This window comes from Acinetobacter sp. YH12132 (assembly GCF_013418645.1).
Lineage (GTDB): Bacteria > Pseudomonadota > Gammaproteobacteria > Pseudomonadales > Moraxellaceae > Acinetobacter > Acinetobacter indicus.
On the sequence record NZ_VPBR01000006.1, the window covers coordinates 36,151 to 57,578 of the forward strand.

At 47.8% G+C, this 21,428-nt stretch carries 19 protein-coding genes; 13 read left to right on the plus strand and 6 right to left on the minus strand.

All coding sequences use genetic code 11. From position 1 onward, the window contains the following. Nucleotides 1-54: 54 nt before the first annotated feature. Nucleotides 55-1,323, plus strand: coding sequence for a replication-associated recombination protein A (locus FTU67_RS08375; protein ID WP_180061626.1), 1,269 nt, complete (start codon nucleotides 55-57; stop codon nucleotides 1,321-1,323). A gap of 274 nt (nucleotides 1,324-1,597) precedes the next feature. On the opposite strand, the gene purC is transcribed toward FTU67_RS08375, so the two are convergent. Genes purC through dapA form a run of 3 tightly spaced genes read right to left on the minus strand, consistent with a single transcriptional unit; the run spans nucleotide 1,598 to nucleotide 3,869 of the window. Continuing rightward, nucleotides 1,598-2,317, minus strand: coding sequence for a phosphoribosylaminoimidazolesuccinocarboxamide synthase (gene purC / locus FTU67_RS08380; RefSeq protein WP_005180935.1), 720 nt, complete (start codon nucleotides 2,315-2,317; stop codon nucleotides 1,598-1,600). Nucleotides 2,318-2,354: 37 nt separating this feature from the next. Further along, entirely contained in the window at nucleotides 2,355-2,957 is a 603-nt protein-coding gene (locus FTU67_RS08385) for a hypothetical protein (protein WP_005180933.1), read from the minus strand. Between the two features lie 15 nt (nucleotides 2,958-2,972). After that, the gene (dapA, locus tag FTU67_RS08390) at nucleotides 2,973-3,869 is read right to left on the minus strand and encodes a 4-hydroxy-tetrahydrodipicolinate synthase (RefSeq protein ID WP_005180931.1); all 897 of its coding nucleotides are present in this window, start codon (nucleotides 3,867-3,869) and stop codon (nucleotides 2,973-2,975) included. A 726-nt stretch (nucleotides 3,870-4,595) separates the two neighbouring features. Between dapA and mhpT the strand changes: the two genes are divergently transcribed. From mhpT to ppk1, 4 genes are all read left to right on the plus strand, one after another. Then, nucleotides 4,596-5,807, plus strand: coding sequence for a 3-(3-hydroxy-phenyl)propionate transporter MhpT (gene mhpT, locus FTU67_RS08395; protein WP_180061627.1), 1,212 nt, complete (start codon nucleotides 4,596-4,598; stop codon nucleotides 5,805-5,807). A 145-nt stretch (nucleotides 5,808-5,952) separates the two neighbouring features. Next, complete coding sequence (pncA, locus tag FTU67_RS08400) at nucleotides 5,953-6,609, plus strand: bifunctional nicotinamidase/pyrazinamidase (RefSeq protein ID WP_163140786.1); 657 nt, start codon at nucleotides 5,953-5,955, stop codon at nucleotides 6,607-6,609. 37 nt (nucleotides 6,610-6,646) lie between these two features. After that, nucleotides 6,647-7,576 (plus strand): bile acid:sodium symporter family protein, encoded by a 930-nt coding sequence (locus FTU67_RS08405; RefSeq protein ID WP_034598041.1) that lies wholly within the window; start codon nucleotides 6,647-6,649, stop codon nucleotides 7,574-7,576. Between the two features lie 238 nt (nucleotides 7,577-7,814). After that, a complete protein-coding gene (ppk1, locus tag FTU67_RS08410; RefSeq protein ID WP_180061628.1) occupies nucleotides 7,815-9,878 on the plus strand; it encodes a polyphosphate kinase 1 in 2,064 nt (687 codons plus the stop codon). A 63-nt stretch (nucleotides 9,879-9,941) separates the two neighbouring features. Here the strand turns inward: ppk1 and FTU67_RS08415 are convergent, their stop codons facing one another. After that, the gene (locus FTU67_RS08415) at nucleotides 9,942-11,195 is read right to left on the minus strand and encodes a hypothetical protein (RefSeq protein WP_005180919.1); all 1,254 of its coding nucleotides are present in this window, start codon (nucleotides 11,193-11,195) and stop codon (nucleotides 9,942-9,944) included. Nucleotides 11,196-11,272: 77 nt separating this feature from the next. Here FTU67_RS08415 and serB point away from each other — a divergent pair, with 77 nt between their 5' ends. The 3 genes from serB (at nucleotide 11,273) to FTU67_RS08430 (ending at nucleotide 13,869) form a co-directional block, all read left to right on the plus strand. Further along, a complete protein-coding gene (gene serB, locus FTU67_RS08420) occupies nucleotides 11,273-12,493 on the plus strand; it encodes a phosphoserine phosphatase SerB (protein WP_005180917.1) in 1,221 nt (406 codons plus the stop codon). Nucleotides 12,494-12,893: 400 nt separating this feature from the next. Then, on the plus strand, nucleotides 12,894-13,229 hold the full coding sequence (gene aciT / locus FTU67_RS08425; protein ID WP_005180916.1) for a ciprofloxacin tolerance protein AciT: 336 nt from the start codon (nucleotides 12,894-12,896) through the stop codon (nucleotides 13,227-13,229). Between the two features lie 154 nt (nucleotides 13,230-13,383). Further along, nucleotides 13,384-13,869, plus strand: a complete 486-nt coding sequence (locus FTU67_RS08430; RefSeq protein WP_016658700.1) for a hypothetical protein — start codon at nucleotides 13,384-13,386, stop codon at nucleotides 13,867-13,869. Between the two features lie 70 nt (nucleotides 13,870-13,939). Here the strand turns inward: FTU67_RS08430 and dtd are convergent, their stop codons facing one another. Next, the gene (gene dtd / locus FTU67_RS08435) at nucleotides 13,940-14,380 is read right to left on the minus strand and encodes a D-aminoacyl-tRNA deacylase (RefSeq protein ID WP_005180909.1); all 441 of its coding nucleotides are present in this window, start codon (nucleotides 14,378-14,380) and stop codon (nucleotides 13,940-13,942) included. A 222-nt stretch (nucleotides 14,381-14,602) separates the two neighbouring features. Between dtd and FTU67_RS08440 the strand changes: the two genes are divergently transcribed. From FTU67_RS08440 to asd, 5 genes are all read left to right on the plus strand, one after another. Beyond that, complete coding sequence (locus FTU67_RS08440) at nucleotides 14,603-16,117, plus strand: catalase (RefSeq protein WP_005180906.1); 1,515 nt, start codon at nucleotides 14,603-14,605, stop codon at nucleotides 16,115-16,117. 185 nt (nucleotides 16,118-16,302) lie between these two features. Next, nucleotides 16,303-16,833, plus strand: a complete 531-nt coding sequence (locus tag FTU67_RS08445) for an ankyrin repeat domain-containing protein (protein WP_005180904.1) — start codon at nucleotides 16,303-16,305, stop codon at nucleotides 16,831-16,833. A gap of 118 nt (nucleotides 16,834-16,951) precedes the next feature. Then, the gene (gene pncB / locus FTU67_RS08450) at nucleotides 16,952-18,151 is read left to right on the plus strand and encodes a nicotinate phosphoribosyltransferase (RefSeq protein WP_075167955.1); all 1,200 of its coding nucleotides are present in this window, start codon (nucleotides 16,952-16,954) and stop codon (nucleotides 18,149-18,151) included. A 169-nt stretch (nucleotides 18,152-18,320) separates the two neighbouring features. Further along, on the plus strand, nucleotides 18,321-19,163 hold the full coding sequence (locus FTU67_RS08455; RefSeq protein WP_005180899.1) for a sulfurtransferase: 843 nt from the start codon (nucleotides 18,321-18,323) through the stop codon (nucleotides 19,161-19,163). Then, nucleotides 19,160-20,011: an archaetidylserine decarboxylase gene (asd, locus tag FTU67_RS08460; protein WP_005180897.1), complete on the plus strand. Its 852-nt coding sequence runs from the start codon at nucleotides 19,160-19,162 to the stop codon at nucleotides 20,009-20,011. Before FTU67_RS08455 ends, asd begins: the two co-directional genes overlap by 4 nt. A gap of 61 nt (nucleotides 20,012-20,072) precedes the next feature. Here asd and phoR read toward each other — a convergent pair whose 3' ends face one another. After that, nucleotides 20,073-21,428, minus strand: a complete 1,356-nt coding sequence (gene phoR / locus FTU67_RS08465; protein ID WP_016658705.1) for a phosphate regulon sensor histidine kinase PhoR — start codon at nucleotides 21,426-21,428, stop codon at nucleotides 20,073-20,075.

Consider the following 21,428-nt stretch of genomic DNA (forward strand, 5'->3'; position numbering starts at 1 on the left):
GCATTTTGCCATAACATAGTACACTCAGCCGCAGCTTTGTACAGAAAACCTTCTATGTCAGACAGCCATATTCCACTTCCTGAACGTTTGCGCCCGCGCGATCTGTCGCAGATTATCGGTCAAGATCATCTTCTGGGGGAGCAGGCCCCGTTACGTCAAATGATTGATCAGGGCCATTTGCCTTCGATTATTTTCTGGGGACCACCAGGCGTTGGAAAAACCACCATTGCCTTGTTGCTGGCGCAGGCGGTTGATCGTCCTTTTGTCAGTCTGTCTGCGCTCAATACCGGGGTTAAGGAATTACGTGAAGTGATTGCCGATGGCGGCGATTTACTAACGCCGGTGGTGTTTATTGACGAGATTCACCGCTTTAATAAATCCCAGCAGGATGCCTTATTAAATGCAGTCGAGAAGGGCAAAATTACCCTGATTGGTGCCACCACGGAAAACCCGTCTTTTGAGGTGAACAGTGCCTTGCTGTCGCGCTGCCAGGTCTATACCTTAAATGCACTGAGTGCCGAGGCCATCCAGCAGCTGCTGACCCAGGCCGTCCAGAATGATAGCTTCTTAAAAGAACGTTATATCCAGATTGAAGAGTTTGAAGCACTGGTGCAGTTTGCGGCGGGTGATGCACGTAAGGCACTCAATTTACTCGAGCTGATTGCCGGCACCTTTGAGCCGGACACAGAAAACAGTATTAACAATGCCCTGGTCGTGAAAGTGGCGCAGCAGAATATTGCCCGTTACGACAAATCTGGCGAGCAGCATTATGATCTGGTCTCGGCCTTTATTAAGTCGATTCGCGGCAGTGACCCGGATGCGACTCTGTACTGGATGGCGCGCATGCTCAAGGGTGGAGAAGACCCGCTGTTTATTGCGCGGCGTATGCTAATTGCTGCCTCGGAAGATATTGGCAATTCCAACCCAAATGCCTTGTTGCTGGCCGGTGAATGTTTCCGCGCAGTGCAGGTGATTGGTATGCCGGAAGCGCGGATTATTCTGGGCCAATGTGCAGTCTATCTGGCCACCAGTGCCAAAAGTAACAGTACCTATCTGGCCATTAACAAGGCGCTGGACTTGGCGGAAAAAACCGCCAATTTGCCGGTACCGTTACATTTGCGTAATGCGCCGACCAAGCTGATGAAAGAGCAGGGCTACGGGGTGGATTATCTGTATCCGCACAATTATCCGGAGCATTTTGTATTGCAGGATTATTTGCCGCTAGAATTAAAAGGCACCAAGCTGTATGAATCGGCGCGCAATAAACGCGAAGTTGAAGCCGAGCGTTTACAGCAGCGGCGCTGGATGCAGCAGCAACAGTAGCAATAAAAAAAGCCCAATTCAGAGGGATGAATTGGGCCAAACTGGATGTTAGATTGGGAGAGAACATCCGCGAGGATTAACGAAACTGATCGGCAGTCACTGTAAAATTTACCGTGTCTTGCCTATGTGCTTAAGCATAGGTCAAAACTAAAAATATGTAAAAACGATCATTTTTATAAGTTGAATTTGTTTTTTCGATTGAGAGTGAGAAAACTCAGCCAATAAAAAACCGGATCAGCTGATCCGGTTTTTTTATCGTTCATCTTGGAGATGATCAGATATTGTCGAGGTTGATGCCTAAACGTGCCGCAACTTCTTCATAGGCTTCAACCACGCCGCCTAAACCTTGACGGAAACGGTCTTTGTCGAGTTTTTTCTTGGTGTCTTTGTCCCATAGACGGCAGCCGTCTGGAGAGAATTCATCACCCAGCACGATACGGTCGTGGAACACACCAAATTCAAGTTTGAAATCGACCAGAATCATGTTGCCGGCATCAAACAGGGCTTTTAGTACATCGTTAACTTTGTAAGTCAGTTCTTTCATTTGTGCCAGCTGCTCAGCAGTCGCCCAACCCAGCGCAATTGCTTGAGATTCGTTGACCATTGGATCGCCTAAGGCATCATCTTTAAAGAACAGTTCAAATGTTGGCGGGGTCAGTTCCTTGCCTTCTTCGACACCGAGGCGACGGCACAGAGAACCAGCTGCATAGTTACGGATTACGCATTCAACCGGAATCATGCTCAGCTTTTTCACTAGCACTTCATTTGGGGTTAGCAGTTTTTCAAAATGCGTTTCGATACCGGCTTCAGCCAGTTTTTCCATAATAAAGGCGTTAAAACGGTTGTTCACCTTACCTTTACGATCTAGTTGTTCGATCTTTTCGCCATTGAACGCAGAGGCATCGTCACGAAAGACTAAAATCAGGTGGTCTTCACTATCTGTGGTATAAACAGATTTCGCTTTACCAGTATAGAGCAAGGTTTGTTTTAACATGAGGGAACCTTTTTCAGAAAAAAATGCCTAGTAATGTCTAGGCTGGCCAATTTTGGTAAATCTGGGCCAACAGGTCTGCAGCTTTTTCTTTGTCTGCAAAACTGTTGTCGGCGTTGAACACAGCCAGGTTGTTACTTGTACCGACAGAGGTGAGTCTTAAGACGTAGGTCTGTTGATCGACCGAGATGGTGACTTCGTAACGGTTTTTGCTCTGACCAATAATGCTATGGTTCAGGCTGCTGAGTGTGGCAAGCGTATACTGCCAAATTGTAGCAGAATTTCCATCTATTTTGAGCAGTGGATTTTGATTTCCATCTACAACCGGTTGTGGACGACCTGGCGCGGTGTTGTCCTGTACAGCAGCGGCCTGAGTTGGCTCTACGGCTGGAGGACGAGGAAGTGCGAAACGGTTGCCACGGCTGTTTTCCAGCTTCGGTGCATGTTCAATGGCCAGTGGGTCAACCGTTGGTGCAGGATACAATGGCGTTGCTGGTCGGGCCACAGCACCTTCAGGATATTGTAAGGGCGCAAGGGTGGTGGTGTCTTTATAATCCAGAGAGCCATTGCTGATGGCTAAAGAACTACAACCTGCCAAACTTACCACTGAAAGTGCAGCGATTAAACCAAAACGTAATTGCATAATATTGTGCTCTTATTAAATGACACCCGAAGCCTGTAAAGCTTCACGTAACGGTGCGCGATATTGTTCTGCAAGTGGCGTTAATGGCAGGCGGATGCCGGTACCAATTAAGCCCATTTCATGAAGTGCCCATTTCACCGGAATTGGGTTTGATTCACAAAATAGAATATTGTGTAAATTTGCAACTGTATTGTTACGTGCTTCAGCGCTGTCATTGTCGCCGGCAATGGCTGCGGCACAAACTTCGCTCATGACTTTTGGTGCCACATTGGCCGTAACCGAGATATTGCCTTTGGCACCAGCCAGCATTAACTGATAGGCAGTGGCATCATCACCTGAATAGACAGTCATGTCTTTACCCGCCAGACCGGCCAGTAATTCACGGCCACGTGGTACATCGCCAGTGGCATCTTTAATGCCCACAATTTGTGGAATGTCGGCCAGACGAATCACTGTTTCGTTGGACATGTCGACGCCAGTACGGCCCGGAACGTTATACAGGATTTGTGGCAGATCCACTGCTTCGGCAATAGTCTTATAATGCTGATATAACCCTTCCTGGGTTGGCTTGTTATAATATGGCGTGACGAGAAGTGCGGCATCGGCGCCGAGTTCTTTGGCTTCTCTGGTCAGTTCGATCGCTTCATGCGTTGAGTTTGCACCAGTACCAGCAATCACCGGGATACGTTTGTTGGCCACGCGAATGATTTCTTTAATCACACGTGTATGTTCAGCCATGCTTAATGTAGAGGCTTCACCTGTCGTGCCCACGGCCACAATACTGTTCGTGCCTTGTTCTATGTGCCACTCAACCAGCTTCTCGAGACCTTTCCAATCTACGCTGCCATCTTCTAACATTGGGGTGACGATTGCGACAATTGAGCCTTGAATGGTCTGTGCTTGCTGAGTCATTTTGAAAAAATATCCTATTTTTCCATCCACAAAAGTTCGTAGAAACAGAAAACGTGGATGGTTGCAGTATTTTGATTTGAGTCAGAATTCAATAAGTCATGATTGAATAATGCTTATGCAAATTATGACTGATTCAGTGTGTCAGAACAATATCCGTAAGTCAAAGCCAATATCAACTTTATCCGCTGCTCAAAACAGTCCGGTATAAGGCATAAGTTGGTGCTTTTACAGCAGTTCCGGTTCATCTTCGACTTTAGAATGAACTGGTGAGTAAGCACAGGCCTATAGAAGCTGTCCGGACAGCAATTTTGCCTGGAAAAAGCAGTAAAAAGCTGTGAAAACCAGGTAAAAGGGTCGGAATTAAGATAAAAAAACACTTAAACTAGACCTGAAAATTATTTGAACAGGCTTTTTTTTAATGCCATTTCCTGCTTAAAACTTTACTGAATGATTTTTTTCAGATCTAAATGAAAATAATAATTTTGACTGTTTGTTTGTTTGTAATCGTTGATATTTATATGGATTTTAATGTTTTTTTAAATTGATATGCCTCAATTAAGTCTTTCTAAAACTATATGTTTGCGTGTCTTAAAATAAGAAATGTCTATTAATTTTTTGCCAGACCAGCGCTTTATTCCACTTATTGGTAGTTAATTCAAAGGACATCCTCATAGATGATGGCGGCCTTAACCTTTTATAAACACTGATTGAAACAAGGATTCTCCAATGGAAAGATCAGATAATCGACATGCGATTGTGACAGTAGCCATCTGTTTCTTGATTGCGGTCATTGAAGGCTTGGATATCCAGGCAGCAGGTATTGCCGCAGCTGGTATCCGTGAGCATTTTGGCCTCGATAGCTCGCAATTGGGGGTGTTTTTTAGTGCAGGGATTCTGGGCTTATTGCCTGGTGCACTGGTTGGTGGACGCGTGGCAGACCGTATTGGCCGTAAACAGGTGCTAATCTGGTCGACTGCCGTGTTTGCGGTCTTTACTTTATGTACCGTATGGGTCAACAGCTTTAACTCATTGCTGGCGGTACGTTTCCTGGCCGGTGCCGGTCTGGGTGCAGCCATGCCAATTCTGATTACGCTGGCCTCTGAAGCGGTATCACCACAAAACCGTGGCCGTGCCGTAGGTCTGATGTACTGTGGTATGCCAGTCGGTGCTGCGATTTTATCGTTAATTGCCAGTACCGATTTCGGTTCTAACTGGAAAAACATTTTCTACCTGGGCGGTTTATTACCGATTATCGTCATTCCAGTGATGATGTGGTTATTGCCAGAATCGAAGGAATATTTAAAAGCCAAAGATCAGGCTGCGAAGAATACGACAGCAGAAGCTACGCCACAAGGTTCGTTTAAGGATCTGTTTAACTCGAACAACCTGCTCCGTACCATGTTCATCTGGGTCAGCTATTTCTTCACCCTGATGGTGGTGTACATCATGCTGAGCTGGTTACCGTCGCTGTTCCAGGAACTGGGCTTCTCGCGTAAAGAAGGCGCAACTGCACAGTTCTACTTTATGGTCAGCGCGACGATTGGTACCGTTATTTTGGGTATGCTGACCGATCGCTGGAAAAAAGCCTATGTCATTCTGTTGATGTATGGCGGTATTCTGGCCGGTCTGCTGGCACTGAACGCTGCAGGTTCATTAACTCAAATGTATCTGGCCTCTGCGCTGGTGGGTGCATTCGTCATTGGCTGTCAGGGTGTACTGTATGCCTTCGGTGGTATTGTGTATCCAACTGAAGTGCGTGGTACCGGTATTGGTGTGGCGTCTGCCGTGGGCCGTGTTGGTGCGATGCTTGGGCCTGCGATTGCCGGTTCACTGTTAACGGCTGGCTTTGGTGCAGCAGGGGTGATCTCTGCCGCGATTCCATGTATCGTGATCTCTGCCATCTTTATGTTACTGCTGGTGCGTCGTATTCAAAACTAAACACGCATTGTAACGACCCCTTCAGACAGCCCGCATATGCGGGCTGTTTTGTTTTCACCGTACAGTCCAATGATTCCGCTGCAACAAAACCATCCATTTGGTATATGCTAGGACGCTGACAATAAGCGAAACATGGATAGGTGTTATGCAAGCGCAGACGGCATTGATCGTAGTAGATGTACAAAATGGATTTACACCGGGCGGTAATTTGGCCGTCGCTGATGCCGATCAGATTATTCCGATCATTAACCAGCTGGGGCAGGTCTTCGACAATATTGTCCTGACCCAGGACTGGCATCCGCAGAATCATATTTCTTTTGCCGACAATCATCCGGGCAAACAGCCGTATGAAGTGGTGATGCTGGAATATGGCGAGCAGGTGCTGTGGCCGGCACATTGCGTCCAGGGCACAGCCGATGCCGAACTGCATCCGGCACTGGACTTGCCGCAGGCGCAGCTGATTATCCGTAAAGGTTTTCATGCACAAATTGACAGCTATTCGGCCTTTATGGAAGCGGATCAGAAAACCACCACCGGTCTCGCTGGCTATTTAAAAGCGCGTGGTATCGACACGGTGTTTATTACCGGCATTGCCACCGATTTTTGCGTGGCCTGGACCGCCATAGATGCCTGCAAGCTGGGCTTTAATACCTTTGTCATTGCCGATGCCAGCAAAGGCATAGACCTGAAAGGTTCATTGCAACATGCCTGGCAGGAGATGCTAGCGCATGGGGTAAAACGGGTCTATAGCAAAGATGTGTTGGGCCTGTTACAGCCTGCTGCACAGCCAAGCCTGGCCTGATTGGCCCGAATCATTCATTCAGAACGTGCCGAGGTCTATGGTGTTAGGTTTTAGCCAGTTTGTACAGAAAACTTTTGCCCTGTGGGTGCTGCTATTTGCCGTGATTGCCATGTATCAGCCAGAGGCTTTTGTCTGGTTAAAAGCCTATATCACCTGGATGCTTGGCATCATCATGTTTGGTATGGGCATGACCATGTCACTGCAGGATTTTAAAGGCGTGCTGCAAAGCCCGAAAGCAGTCGCGATTGGCGTGGCCGCGCAGTTTATGGTGATGCCGCTGTTGGCCTATCTGTTATGTGCCTTATTCCGGTTACCGGCGGAAATTGCCATTGGGGTGATTCTGGTTGGCTGCTGTCCGGGTGGTACAGCTTCCAATGTAATTACCTATATGGCCAAAGGCAATACCGCCTTATCGGTGGCCTGTACTTCGGTGTCGACCTTGCTGGCGCCGCTACTGACCCCGGCGATTTTCTTTGTGCTGGCCAGTCAGTGGATTGAAATTGATGCCTGGTCCATGCTGAGCTCGATTTTACAGGTGGTGCTGTTCCCGATTGTGCTGGGCCTGCTGCTACGCGCGCTGTTTAAAACCCAGGTAGAGCGTTCCATTACCCTGATGCCACTGGTTTCGGTGGTGGCGATTGTTGCCATTGTCGCGGCAATTATCGCCGGCAGCCGGGCACAGATTCTGGAAAGCGGCTTGCTGATTTTAGCGGTGGTGATGCTGCACAATGGCCTGGGCTATTTACTTGGTTTCTGGGCAGCGCGTTTATTTAAATTGCCCTATGCCGACAGTAAAGCGGTGTCGATTGAAGTCGGAATGCAGAATTCTGGCTTGGGCGTGGCCTTGGCGGCGGTGCATTTTGCCGCGTCTCCGGTGACCGCCGTGCCGAGCGCCATCTTCAGTTTATGGCACAATATTTCTGGACCGGCACTGGCCACCTATTGGGCCAGCCGGCAGCGCCAATAAAGGACAGCTGTCATCCGGCTGTCATCAAGGCAAGGATGCCTTAGTATATTGAATATGCTGTCTTTTTAATTAGATAAAAAAACAAAAAAATGATAAAAAACAGATTTTTATTTTGAACAAATTTGGGCTAATTTTCATCATTTGGTCATTTTTGTAACACAACTGTCATATTCAATTTCTAAGATGCCCTCACAGAGGCGGCACAAACAGACTGTTGTAAGACAGCATAGAGTGAGATATGAGCGATTTTCAGCATTCATCCATGACCTATTTCAATCGGGAACTGGCATTATTCGAGTTCCATCAACGGGTATTGGCCCAAGCGCTGGATGAGCGTCTGCCGCTGCTGGAACGCTTAAACTTTCTGATTATTTTTTCCCGAAATCTGGATGAGTTTTTTGAAATCCGCGTGGCGGGTTTAATGAAACAGCTGGATTTAAATGCCCTGACCCGCACTCCGGATGCAATTCCGACCGAACTGGTGCTGGCACAGTTATCTGAAGAAATTCATGCGGCGGTCGAGCTGCAATATCGCACCTTAAATCAGGACATTCTGCCGCAGTTGCAGCAGGCCGGGATTCGTTTTATCCAATATCCACAAATTCAGGACAAGCATAAACCCTGGATTGCCCAGTATTTTGCCAAACAGGTCCAGCCGGTACTGACCCCAATCAGTCTGGACCCGTCACATCCGTTTCCGCGACTGGTCAATAAAAGCCTGAACTTTATTGTCAGTCTGGAAGGTAAGGATGCCTTTGGCCGTGAAATTGAAATGGCGATTGTGCCAGCCCCACGTTCCTTGCCGCGCTTAATTACCTTGCCGCCTGAAGTGGCCGGGGAAGGGGAGGAACAGATTTTCCTGACGGCAATTATCCAGCAGCATATCAATGACCTGTTCCCAGGCATGAAAGCCACCGGCTGCTATGCTTTTCGTGTCACCCGAAATGCCGACCTGATTCTGTCGGAAGATGTCGATGATCTGGCGGTGGCCTTAAAAGATGAGCTGTCATCACGCCGTTTTGGTCGTGCGGTGCGTCTGGAAATTGAAGATGACTGCCCGCAGAGTATTATTGACTACTTGCTAGATGAGTTTGATCTGGATCAGCAGCAGCTGTATCAGACCAGTGGCCCGATTAACCTGTCGCGTCTCACCACCAGTTTTGACCGTCCGGAACTGAAATATCCGATTTTTAGTCCGGTGATTCCGCCGGTATTTCGCAAGCAGAAACCAATTTTTGAGGTGCTGAAAAAGCAGGATGTATTGCTGCATCATCCGTTTGATTCTTTTCAGCCGGTGATCAGCCTGCTCAAAGAAGCGGCCAAAGATCCGCATGTGCTGGCAATTAAACAGACCCTGTATCGCAGTGGTCCGGACTCGGAAATTGTGCAGGTACTGGCTGAAGCGGCGCGTAATGGCAAGGAAGTCACTGCGGTCATTGAACTGCGTGCCCGCTTCGACGAAGAATCCAATATCATGGTTGCCAACGTGCTGCAGGAAGCCGGTGCGGTAGTGGTGTATGGCATTGTCGGCTATAAAACCCATGCCAAAATGATTCTGGTGGTACGCCGCGAGCAGGACCAGCTGGTGCGTTATGTGCACTTGGGCACCGGTAACTACCATGCCGGCAATGCGCGCATGTACACCGACTACGGCCTGATGACCACCCAGCCGGATATCTGTGAAGATGTGCACCGCATGTTCCAGGAACTGACCGGCATGGGCAAAATGGCCAAACTGAAAAACCTGCTGCATGCGCCGTTCACCCTGCACACTGAACTGCTGAAACTGATTGAACAGGAAATTGAATTTGCCCAGGCCGGCAAAGCCGCGCAGATCATGATTAAAGTCAATGCCCTGACCGAGCCACAACTGATTGCGGCGCTATACCGTGCCTCGCAGGCCGGGGTGCAGGTTGATCTGATTATCCGTTCGATTTGCTGCCTGATTCCCCAAGTGCCGGGCATGTCAGACAATATCCGGGTGCGTTCGATTGTCGGTCGTTTCCTGGAACATACCCGCGTCTATTATTTTGAACATGGCGGCGAGAAAAAACTGTTCTGTGCCAGCGCTGACTGGATGGGACGTAACCTGTTCTCACGGGTTGAAACCTGTTTCCCGATTCTGGACAGCAAGATCAAGAAATGTATTGTCGAAGATGGTTTACGCAGCTATTTAAATGACAACCAGAATGCCTGGGAATTGCAGTCCGATGGCCACTGGCAGAAAGTGCAGCCGGAACCGGAACAGCCCCTGCACAGTGCACAGGCCTATTTACTGCAAAAAAAGCTCCTCAAACTCTAAGCCTCTATCAAAAAATCCTGACACGGGTCAGGATTTTGATCAGACGACAGCGGCTGCTGCGTCTTAAGACGCTTTAGAGTGCTTGCCACGTAAAATTTCAGTTCTTAACTGCTGGGCCAGTTCGGCCGCTTCACTGTCCATGCCATTGACCATATAGGCATGCCGGGTCAGCACATTGGTCGGGTTTGGCATACTGACCAGTTCATAATGATCGGACAGGGTTTTCAGTAATTCATGCGGTAAATGCACCGCATTTTCCTTAGCTGACAGCTGGCTGACCAAGCGTTCTGCCGCCTGCACCGAAGACAGCTGCATGGCATCGACCGGGCTGGACAGTGCACTGCGGGTTTGCAGCACAAAGCGTTTTTCTTCACGGTAGCGTTTATACAGCACTTCAGACAGCAGCTGGAACACGGTGCCAATCATCGCCAGACACGGTGCCGCATTCGGTTTATCGGCCGACATGCTTAAGGTGGCGCCATCTTCATGGAATGGTTGTACCGTGGTGATATCCTGCTGGCTAAGTTTATAGTGCTGCACACACAGCTCGATGCTCTTGTTCAGGAAAATCTGGCATAGATTAAAATACGGCACCGAAACGGTTTTGTTGACCGTATCCATCAACTGTTTCGGATCATAGAACTGGATGTTTAACGAAATTGTATGCTGATCAACCGGGGCCGGTTTGTTTTCTTTCAGTTTTGGTGCGGCTTTGGCCTGTTGCTGCGCCTGTGCAATCGCCAATGCGGTATTGTGTTTTTCCTGCTCCAGTGCCTGGGTCAGATTCTGGATTTCGTGTTTCAGACGCGATTCATTGTTGATACGCGCCAGATATTCTGAACGGCTTGGACGGGCAATCGCACGATAGGCCAGCCACAGCAGGGCATGAATAAACAGCGAACTGAGAATCGCCATCCACTGGGTACGCAGAATTTCGCCAATACTTGGTTTGACCAGGGTCACTTCAATGGTGCCGACTTTCTTTTCGTTTTGCAGCGCATCGCGTACAAAGACTTCACCCTGACGGGTTTTGGCCAGGCCACCGGTGGCCAGCACCTGATTGTTGGTATTCAGAATGCGAATTGAGGCAATACTCGGGTTGGTGGCATAACGATCGGCCAGAAGTGCCAGTGAAACGGTATTGGCCGGTTCCAGCTCGGACAGGCTGTCTGTGACCAGCTGGCTGGTGATCAGCTGGCCTTGACTGGCCCGATTTTCATTGAGCTGGTGAGTCGTTGCCAGTACCAGTAAAAAGGTATGCAAGGCAAAACTTATGGTCAGTAGGCTAGCAAATAGCCCTTGTCTAGGCGCATTCAACGTAAACTTCCAAAGTAATTCTACTTAATTTCGATTATGATTCTAACAATAGTTGTAGCTCAGACCCGAGTCAATTCATGCGAGAAATCATTCTTATATCATTTTTAGGACCTGACCAACCGAATCAGTTTACTCGATTAATGCAGGTTCTGTCCGCTCATTCCTTACAAATCTTAGATGTCGGTCAGGCGGTCATTCATAACCAGTTGACTTTAGGTATTGTCGTCTCATCAGATGACCAGACGGCTACCGCATTAGCCATGAAAGAGATCCTGATTTTAGCACATGATATTGGCTTAACTGTGCGCTTTAAACCGATCTCTGCAACAGAGTATGAACAATGGGTCAATGAAGGTGGCCGTACTCGTTACATCGTGACGGCTTTGGCGCCAGAACTCAATGCCTCTCATCTGCAGGCAGTAACACAAATTGTATCCAGCCAGGGTTTCAATATTGAGACCGTGACCCGTCTGTCTGGCCGTCCGGCAGCAGATGGTTCCAGCCAGGGGCCAAAACGTGCCTGTGTGCAGTTTGGTTTAAGCGGTCAGATGCTCGATGCCGCAGCCATGCGTGCCGCCTGTTTAAGCCTGTCCAACGCGCTAAGCGTCGATGTCGCGGTACAGGAAGACAATGCTTATCGCCGTAACCGTCGTTTGGTCTGCTTTGACATGGACTCAACCTTAATTGAGCAGGAAGTGATTGACGAACTGGCGATTGAAGCCGGTGTCGGTGCACAAGTGGCTGAAATTACCGAGCGTGCCATGCAGGGCGAGCTGGATTTCCAGCAAAGTTTCCGTGCCCGTGTGGCCTTGCTAAAAGGTCTGGATGCGTCGGTTCTGCCAAAAATCGCCGAGCGTTTAACCGTGACTGAAGGCGCCGAGCGTCTGATTTCGACCTTAAAAGCCCTGGGCTATCGCACTGCGATTCTATCGGGCGGATTCCAGTACTTTGCCGAATATCTGCAGGACAAGCTGGGGATTGATGAAGTACATGCCAATATTCTGGATGTCGAGCATGGCGTAGTGACCGGTGAAGTGAAAGGCCATATTGTGGATGGTGCGCGTAAAGCCCTGTTGCTGCGTGAACTGGCCGAGAAAATGGGTATTTCTCTGGAGCAGGCCATTGCGGTAGGTGATGGTGCCAATGACCTGCCAATGCTATCCATTGCCGGTCTGGGGGTTGCTTTCCGTGCCAAACCGCTGGTACGTGAAAATGCCAATCAGGCGATTTCCAGCGTTGGCTTGGATGGTGTTTTGTATCTATTAGGTGTCCATGATAAAGACCTGAACCGGGCTTAAGCACATCACAGGTTGAATCAAGCGCAGCATAAGGGCTGCGCTTTTTTTATGCAAAATCAGTGAACAAGGGCAAATGTTCATTTTTTGACTGAATCGAAATCTGCTTTAAAAACATCGAAAAAAATATTTTCAGGGCAGTTTTGCAGGTTGTTTTTTTGTAATGACACGCGAAAGAAGGAGTAGCCTTATCTTCAGAAATCTTTAAAATTAAAAAAGTGTAATGACAATATAATATTGCGACAATGTGTGTCGCGTGGTCAAAATTTAAGTCTTTTTTTATCCAGAAAACTACTCATAATGCTTCCATAGATTTGAAATTGGCCTTGCCATTCATTTACAAGTATTGAAGATGGCATGGGGACTCGACAAGATCCACATCCATTTTTGGACGGAGGTTTTTATGTTAACAGCGAATTTAGCAACTATAGTCGGCTTGAGCTTGGTAGCGGCTGCTTTGATTGCTGTTTTCTTTTCGCCTTATCGTCGTTGGTTAAGCTTCATGTTGGCCGGTATGGCATTTTGGGGCATTTTAGAAACGGTCCGTTTTAGCGTACAAACTGTTTTTGAACTGCCTGTGACCTACAGCTATCTGTCTGCATTAACCCTGGCGATGATTGTTGTGACATTGCTTCTGCTACGCGAAGACCGTCGTGCAGAGCGTGCATTGGCCAAAAGACGTTATATCGAACATACCCCAGTGTATGAAGATGACCAGCAGCAGTATTCCAGCCGTTAAGTCTATACAGATAAAACGTCCAAAAAATGTACAGTCATGTACATTTTTTTTTACTTTCGATAATGATTGTTATACAAAGCCTTGCTGAAAAATCAGCTGTTTATGGTAGGATGAAAAGCAATCTAACCCAACAATTACAATAGGCCCGGACGTCATGAAACTTTCCTCAATTCCTGTCGTGAAACTCCCTCTGGTTGATGTCAGCACGGATCCGCTTGATTTACTCGTGACAGGTTTGGCTTTGCGTATGAAGCAGCTTGCCCGTACCAGCCCTAAATTTATTGAGTTGGTTCATGAGCGTCAGTTCCGCATCCAAATTGGTACCGATACCGGTTTTGCCCGTCAGATTATTGTCAATAATGGCGACATTGATACCGTGTCGGGTGATGCTGAAAAAGCCGATTTTATTTTGCAGTTCGCCGACAGCGAGCAGGGCGTGAAAACCCTGATGAAAGGCGATCCGACTGCCTTTATGACCGGCATGCAAAATGGCACCATTAAAATGGAAGGTGATTTTGGTCTGCTGGTCTGGTTTAACCAGGTCGCGAAACTGGTACCACCAAAGTTGCCAAAACCGGTCAAAGAAAAAATTAAAATGGCGCGTCAGTTTATTAAGCAGAAAACCGGCAAATCAATCTGATTGCTGCGTCGAAACGCCCAAGAAAAAGGTCTTCCAGTGGAAGACCTTTTTTTATGCACCCGGTAGAGACTTATTCAATTTCCAGCTGAAAGGTCACCGGCCCGTCATTGATCAGATGCACTTTCATGTCGGCGGCAAAAATACCAGTTTGTACATGATCAAACTGGCTTTGTGCATATTCAACCAGCTGTTCATACAAGGCTTTTGCTTCAGCCGGTGGCATGGCCGGACCGAAGTCAGGACGTAAACCTTTTTGGGTTTGGGCCATCAGGGTAAACTGTGAAACCAGCAATAAACCACCGCCCGCCTGGGCAACGTTCCAGCCCATTTTTCCCTGTTCATCATCAAAGAAACGGTATTTCAGGATTTTATCAATCAGCTTCTGGCCTTTTTCTAGGGTATCTTCCTTACCAATCCCTAAAAAGACCAAGATACCGTGCTGAATTTCTCCGGTTGTTTCACCCTCAACAACGACTTTGGCTTCTAGCACTCGCTGTAATAATGCGCGCATATTTGACTCAAAAACTGAAAATTATGTGCATTGTACAAGAACCGCAGCAAGTCTGCAGATTAGCTCTGCTTAAAATGTATTCTAATCTATTGACTATATTTGATAATATTTTAAATAATCTAAAAACACGATTGAATTTATAAAAATTATCTGTTTTATCTATTTTTTACTCTCGACTATCTTAGCCCATGCAGGAAAGGTAATAAATTGAGAGATTTAGAAATGTTTAAGCGTTCATTACTGGTTGCAATGCTTGCAACTGTCACAGCCGCACAAGCTGCCCCATTAACTAAAGATAACGGCGCGCCAGTGGGGGATAACCAGAACTCGATCACTGCTGGTCCAAATGGTTCCGTTTTACTTCAAGATGTACAATTAGTTCAAAAATTACAACGTTTTGGTCGTGAGCGTATTCCTGAGCGTGTGGTACATGCGCGTGGTACGGGTGCCTATGGTGAATTCGTTGCAACCAAAGACCTATCTGATCTGACCCTTGCTTCATTGTTCAAAGCCGGTACTAAAACTCCAGTTTTCCTACGTTTCTCTACCGTAATTCATGGTAAAGGCTCACCAGAGACCCTACGTGACCCACATGGTTTCGCAGTGAAGTTCTACACACAAGAAGGTAACTGGGACTTGGTCGGTAACCAGACACCGGTCTTCTTTATCCGTGATGCGATCAAATTCCCAGACTTCATTCATGCCATGAAGCCAAGCCCGGTGACTAACGTACAAGATGCCAACCGTGTGTTTGATTTCTTGTCGAGCCAGCCATGGGCAACCAACATGCTGACCTATGTATACGGCAAGCAAGGTGTTCCAACCAGCTACCGCGAACAGGACGGTTTTGGGGTTCACGCTTACAAACTGTATAACGACAAAGGCGAATACAAGTACGTGAAATTCAACTTCCGTTCTAAACAAGGCGTGAAGGGCTTGAACGTGAAAGAAGCGGCTGAGCAGCAAGGTAAAGATTTCAACCATTTGACCAATGATCTTTATAACAACATCTATGCAGGTAACTTCCCGAAATGGGATCTGTATATTCAGGTGCTTGATCCTAAAGACCTGGGCAAGTTTGATTTCGATCCGCTAGATCCAACTAAAATCTGGCCAACTGAGCTGGTTCCAGAAACTAAAGTCGGTACCTTGACCCTGAACCGTATGCCGAAGAACTTCTTCAATGAAACTGAACAGTCAGCATTTGCGCCAGGTAACCTGGTTCCAGGTATCGAGCCATCAGAAGACCGTCTGTTACAAGGCCGTATCTTCTCTTATTCAGATACACAAATGTACCGTCTGGGTGCAAATCATCAGCAGATTCCAGTCAACCGTCCAGTGGTAAATGTGAACAACAATAACCAGGATGGCTACATGAATGTATCTGAGCGTGACTCAGATGTGAACTATGAGCCAAGCCGTAAAGAGCCAAAAGCTGCCACTGAAAAAGCACGTGCGGTACAAACACCATTATCTGGTCATGTACAGCAAATTGGCGTGAAAGAGCAGAACTTCAAGCAGGCAGGTGAGCTGTACCGTTCATACACAGCTAAAGAGAAAGATGACCTGATCATGAACCTGGCTGCTGACTTAGGTGCAGTGAAAGATTCAGAAACCAAGCACATCATGTTGTCTTATTTCTACAAGGCAGATGCAGACTACGGTACCCGTATGACCAAAGCGGTGAACGGTAACCTGGCGACGGTTAAAGCTAAAGCTGCAAAATTAAAAGACTAATCTCGATTGGTCTTGAGGAACTGGTGACTAGGGTATAGCGCATCACCTCCGAAAAGTCCTGTAAAACTCCAAACCTTTCCTGCACCCTAGGGGGAGTTTTACAGGCACTCTGTTTCTATCTCATCTCAGGTGAATTGAATCCTGAGTGACTGAAATTTTCTTTTCGATTTCTGTTGGAGTTCATCATGAAAGTTATGCCAGAAGCATTTTTAGCCAGTATTCTTGCCTTCAGTTGCGCATTCGCAACTGCTGCTGAAGTGAAGAATGTCTCCCCTGCGAAAACTGTGGCAAGCGTTCAGATGACTTCACAACAGGAATTGGTCGACCTGTTCTTCGCTGCGGCCAAAATTGGTAATAGCGAAGTTATCAACGAATTTTTAAAGCATGGCTTTCCGGTCGATGTGCGCAATAAAGACGGTTATACCCCGCTGATGATGGCGACCTATTATGGTCACCAGAGTATTGTTACGACCTTGTTGAAACATGGTGCAGACCGCTGTGCCCGAGACAACCGCGGCAATACCGCTTTAATGGGGGCCTTGTTCAAAATGGAATTTGCCATTGCCAAGCAGCTGCGTCAGGTGGATTGTGATGCCCAAGCCAAAAAGGCCGGACAAAAAACCACGGCTGAATTTGCTAAAGTGATTGGCCAGGAAAAACAGCTACAGAAAATCATCCAAGAAACAGAAAAACCTAAAACAAAAGCAGATAAATAGGCTGTTATTTACAGCAGTACTTTGGTCTATATTTCTCTTGGCTGTATGTAATTGCTGCAATATTGCAGGGCTTTTTATGCTTTAATGCAAAGATAAGCACAGCGATATTTCCTAAGTTATGGCGCCAATCATCCAATCCCTGCTTGATACTGACTTGTACAAATTCACCATGTTACAAGTGGTATTACACAAGTTTCCGCAAACGCACAGTCTTTATCATTTCCGTTGCCGTAATCTTGAAGATACGGTTTATCCACTCACGGATATCCTGGATGATCTGAACCATCAGCTTGATCTGCTGTGCCAGCTGAAATTTAAAGAAGATGAACTACAGTATTTACGCAGCTTGCGTTTTATCAAAAGTGATTTTGTGGATTATCTGGAGCTGTTCCAGCTCAAACGCCGTTTTATTCGTGCCGGCATCGACAGTGAAGGGCGTCTGGATATTGTGGTAGAAGGCCCGATGGTTCAGGCCATGATGTTCGAGATTTTTGTGCTAGCCATTGTTAATGAGCTGTATTTCAGCCGTATTCGCAGTGACGAGGTGCTGGCCGAAGGTGAACGCCGTCTACAGGCCAAAGTGGCCTTGGTGCAGCAATATGCCGCCGAGCAGAATCCGGAAGATCCGCCATTTCTGGTTTCGGATTTTGGTACACGCCGCCGTTACAGCTTTGCCTGGCAAAAGCATGTGGTGCAGCAGATTAATGCCGCCGCGCCGGGCGTATTCCGCGGCACCAGCAATGTGCTGCTGGCCAAACAGCTTGGCATTACTCCAATTGGCACCATGGCGCATGAATTTTTACAGGCCTTTCAGGCGCTGGATGTGCGTTTACGCGACTTCCAGAAAGCGGCACTGGAAACCTGGGTACAGGAATATCGGGGTGACTTGGGGATTGCCCTGACCGATGTGGTCGGGATGGATGCCTTTCTGCGTGATTTTGACCTGTATTTTGCCAAACTGTTTGATGGCCTGCGCCATGACAGTGGCGATCCGTATAGCTGGGGCGACAAAGCCTATGCCCATTATAAAAAGCTGAAAATTGACAGTAAAACCAAGATGCTGACCTTTAGTGATGGCCTGACCCTGGAAAAAGCCTGGGCGCTACACAACTACTTTAAAGACCGCTTTCAGGTCAGTTTCGGGATTGGCACCAACCTAACCAATGATATGGGACAAACTCCGCTGAATATTGTGTTAAAGCTGGTGGAATGTAACCGTCAGTCGGTGGCCAAAATTTCCGACAGTCCGGGCAAAACCATGACCGACAACGACACCTTCCTCGCTTATTTGCGTCAGGTGTTTGATATTCAGGAATAAGCAAAAATACAGGCCAGGTCCAGTGCAAAGGCTGGACCTCGTCCTCTCCCTGGTGGCGGGTTGACCTCTATCCATGTTTCTGCGCAAGGAATGCAGAAATTCAGGATAATCCTAAAAATGACTTGTGCTAACATCAGGGACAAGGATAGTGATAAAACATACAACCACGATGAATGATGCCACGATCAATTTCGGTCTGTTGATTGAAGCCGAAGACCTGGTGCCCTATTTAGGCAGTGAAAAATTACGTATTGTCGATTTAAGCCGCAACTCGGTCTATGAACAGCTGCATATTCCACATGCGCTACATGTAAAGCCAAAACTATTGCTGCGTCAGGAAGAGTATGCTTCGGGTTTATTGCCGGAGCAGGACGGCCTGGAAGAACTGATCCGCTATTTAAATATTTCCCCTGAGCATCATGTGGTGGCCTATGACGATGAAGGCGGAGCCTGGGCCGGGCGTTTGCTGTGGAATTTACATTGTTTAGGTTTTGAAAACACTAGCCTGCTCAATGGCGGGATTCATGCCTGGCTGGCGGCCGGTCTGCCGACCTCGTCGGAGCTGCCGAGCTTTGCGCCGGTTGAGCATTTGGTGCCGGTACAGCTGAATGATCAGTATCAAATTCAATATGATGCGTTATTAGAGCAGGTACAAAGTGCTGAACTGCAACTCTGGGATTGCCGCACTGCAGAAGAATATAGCGGACAGCGACTGGCGGCGCGACGCGGCGGTCACATGCCGGGCGCCCGACATTTCGAGTGGAGTACTGCCCTTGACCGCGAAAATCATTTAAAATTGCATCCGCTAGAACGCACGCAGCAACGTCTGGAACAACTTGGCTTTGATTTAAGCCAACCGGTGGTGGTGTACTGCCAGTCTCATCATCGTTCCGGTCTGGCCTATATTCTGGGCCGTTTACTGGGTTGGCCAATCCGGGCGTATGCAGGTGCGTGGAGTGAATGGGGCAATCGCCTCGACAGTCCTATCATTACCGGAGAGTTGCCGTCTTGAGCCTCACATCTCGTTTAAAAAAACAATTATTTATTCAGGCCCAGCGCGTGGTACCCCAGCACCAGTTGTCTCGTGTGGTGGGTAAAATTGCTGCCAGTGAACACCCGATGGTGAAAAATGCAGTAATTCAGGCATTTAAAATGCAGTACGGAATTGATATGTCGATTGCCGAGCAAGGCAATGCCCTGAAATTCAAATCCTTTAATGAATTCTTTACCCGTGCCTTAAAAGATGGGGTGCGTGTGGTCGATGCCGATCCGAACAGCATTGTTTCTCCGGCTGATGGCGCGATTTCCCAGCTGGGTAAAATTGAAGATGGTGCAATTTTTCAGGCCAAAGGCCAGAATTTTACGGTTGAAAACCTGATTGCCGATCCGCAGCTGGCCGAGCCATTTAAAAATGGCCAGTTTGCCACCGTGTATTTATCACCGCGGGATTATCACCGGGTGCATATGCCATTTGCCGGTACCTTAACTGAAACTCTGTATGTACCGGGCGAGCTGTTTTCAGTGAACCAGACCACGGCAGAACATATTCCGGGACTGTTTGCCCGTAATGAACGCATGGTCTGCCTGTTTGATACCGAGATGGGCCGGATGGCGGTGGTGCTGGTGGGTGCCATGATTGTGGCCGGTATTGAAACGGTTGCCACCGGCAAGGTCAAACCATCGGGCCGTTTGGAGCTGAACCAGCATGACCTGTTCCTGGAAAAAGGCGCCGAATTAGGCCGTTTCTATCTCGGTTCTACCGCAGTGATTTTATTTGAACAGGATAAAATGCAGTGGGATGCGCAGTATCAGGCCAATTCTCTGGTGGAAATGGGCAAAGCCATGGGTCATCGCCTCTAAGCTGTTTGTATTGAAATGAAAAATGCCCGGATTAATCCGGGCATTTTTATGGGTATTCGGTTTAAAGGCTATACAGCCGTTCTTTGGGAAAGACGGCCTTAAAGGTTGAGCCGCTATTTTCTTTGGACTCGACTTCTAAATGGGCATTGTGCTGCATCAAGACATGCTTGACGATGGCCAGCCCTAAACCGGTACCGCCGGTCTGACGGCTACGCGCGCTATCTACCCGATAAAAACGTTCGGTTAGACGCGGCAGGTGTTTCGGATCAATGCCGATGCCGGTGTCCTGCACGCTAAAATAGCCATGCTCGCCATCATCATGCCAGCCAATGGTAATGGTGCCGCCTTTCGGGGTGTATTTGATGGCGTTGGTAATTAAATTGCTAAAGGCACTGGCCAGTTCCATATCGGAGCCAATCAGGTCGCAATGACTGTCGATATCCAGATTCAGGGTATGGCCATAATCAATATTGTAGGCATGCGCATCATCAAACAGCTGGTTCATCAGACTTGGCATGTCAATAATCTGGTTTTTAGCAATGGTCTTTTCATTTTCCAGACGCGACAGCAGCAGCAGGTCATTGACCAGCGCATTCATACGCCGGGTTTGCGACTGCATCTGTTCAAAGGCACGTTTCCAGCGCGGATTCATGTCTTCCTGGTCGGTAAAGGTTTCAATATAGCCACTCAGTACGGTCAGCGGGGTGCGTAATTCGTGCGAGATATTGTCGACAAAGTCTTTGCGCATCTGTTCCAGATTGTGCATCCGGGTCATGTCATGTGCCACCAGCAGGCGGCTTTCGCCACCAAAGCGGGTCATTTTGACCTGCACATAGTGTTCATCCAGCACGGTCGATTTGATTTTCAAGCCATCTGGTGCCTGATCAATATGATGAAAATATTCAATAAATGCCGGTTGGCGCAAAATGGTTAAAATATTGCGACCACGATCCAGTGGCTGAATGCCGAGCAGGCGCTCTGCTGCCGGGTTCCACCATTCGATCTGATGGTTATCATCAATCAGCACTACCGCTTCGGCCAGGGCCACTAGTGACGACTGAGCGCGGTCAATCAGCCCGACCATTTCGGCCTGGACAATACGTTCCTGACGCTGCGAGCGGTAGACATTAAATAATAAAGCCCCCCAAATGCCATGCAAATTGGGGGGAACATCATAGGGACGGTTGGCAATCCAGTCATTGACCAGATAGAGGGAGCGCATTTGGGTGGCGAAAAACGCCAGAAAGCCAATAAAAATACAGATCCAGAACTGTTCGATCCCGAGACCAATAAAACCTGCAATTACTAAAAAAAAGATCAGTAAACGGAGATCTTGTTTGGCAAAAGTCCACAAACTGCTGTAACGGACATTCTTGTGGTCACGGGCCAGTTCGGGGACAGGGTATGGTTCATACAT

Coding starts and splice junctions, on each gene's coding strand:
- FTU67_RS08445 (WP_005180904.1), top strand. CDS start 16,303: ATGAAAGTTATGCCAGAAGCATTTTTAGCCAGTATTCTTGCCTTCAGT.
- dapA (WP_005180931.1), bottom strand. CDS start 3,869: ATGACTCAGCAAGCACAGACCATTCAAGGCTCAATTGTCGCAATCGTC.
- ppk1 (WP_180061628.1), top strand. CDS start 7,815: ATGAGCGATTTTCAGCATTCATCCATGACCTATTTCAATCGGGAACTG.
- FTU67_RS08385 (WP_005180933.1), bottom strand. CDS start 2,957: ATGCAATTACGTTTTGGTTTAATCGCTGCACTTTCAGTGGTAAGTTTG.
- FTU67_RS08455 (WP_005180899.1), top strand. CDS start 18,321: ATGAATGATGCCACGATCAATTTCGGTCTGTTGATTGAAGCCGAAGAC.
- FTU67_RS08430 (WP_016658700.1), top strand. CDS start 13,384: ATGAAACTTTCCTCAATTCCTGTCGTGAAACTCCCTCTGGTTGATGTC.
- purC (WP_005180935.1), bottom strand. CDS start 2,317: ATGTTAAAACAAACCTTGCTCTATACTGGTAAAGCGAAATCTGTTTAT.
- FTU67_RS08375 (WP_180061626.1), top strand. CDS start 55: ATGTCAGACAGCCATATTCCACTTCCTGAACGTTTGCGCCCGCGCGAT.
- pncA (WP_163140786.1), top strand. CDS start 5,953: ATGCAAGCGCAGACGGCATTGATCGTAGTAGATGTACAAAATGGATTT.
- FTU67_RS08405 (WP_034598041.1), top strand. CDS start 6,647: ATGGTGTTAGGTTTTAGCCAGTTTGTACAGAAAACTTTTGCCCTGTGG.
- dtd (WP_005180909.1), bottom strand. CDS start 14,380: ATGCGCGCATTATTACAGCGAGTGCTAGAAGCCAAAGTCGTTGTTGAG.
- aciT (WP_005180916.1), top strand. CDS start 12,894: ATGTTAACAGCGAATTTAGCAACTATAGTCGGCTTGAGCTTGGTAGCG.
- phoR (WP_016658705.1), bottom strand. CDS start 21,428: ATGTATGAACCATACCCTGTCCCCGAACTGGCCCGTGACCACAAGAAT.
- FTU67_RS08440 (WP_005180906.1), top strand. CDS start 14,603: ATGTTTAAGCGTTCATTACTGGTTGCAATGCTTGCAACTGTCACAGCC.
- mhpT (WP_180061627.1), top strand. CDS start 4,596: ATGGAAAGATCAGATAATCGACATGCGATTGTGACAGTAGCCATCTGT.
- serB (WP_005180917.1), top strand. CDS start 11,273: ATGCGAGAAATCATTCTTATATCATTTTTAGGACCTGACCAACCGAAT.
- pncB (WP_075167955.1), top strand. CDS start 16,952: ATGGCGCCAATCATCCAATCCCTGCTTGATACTGACTTGTACAAATTC.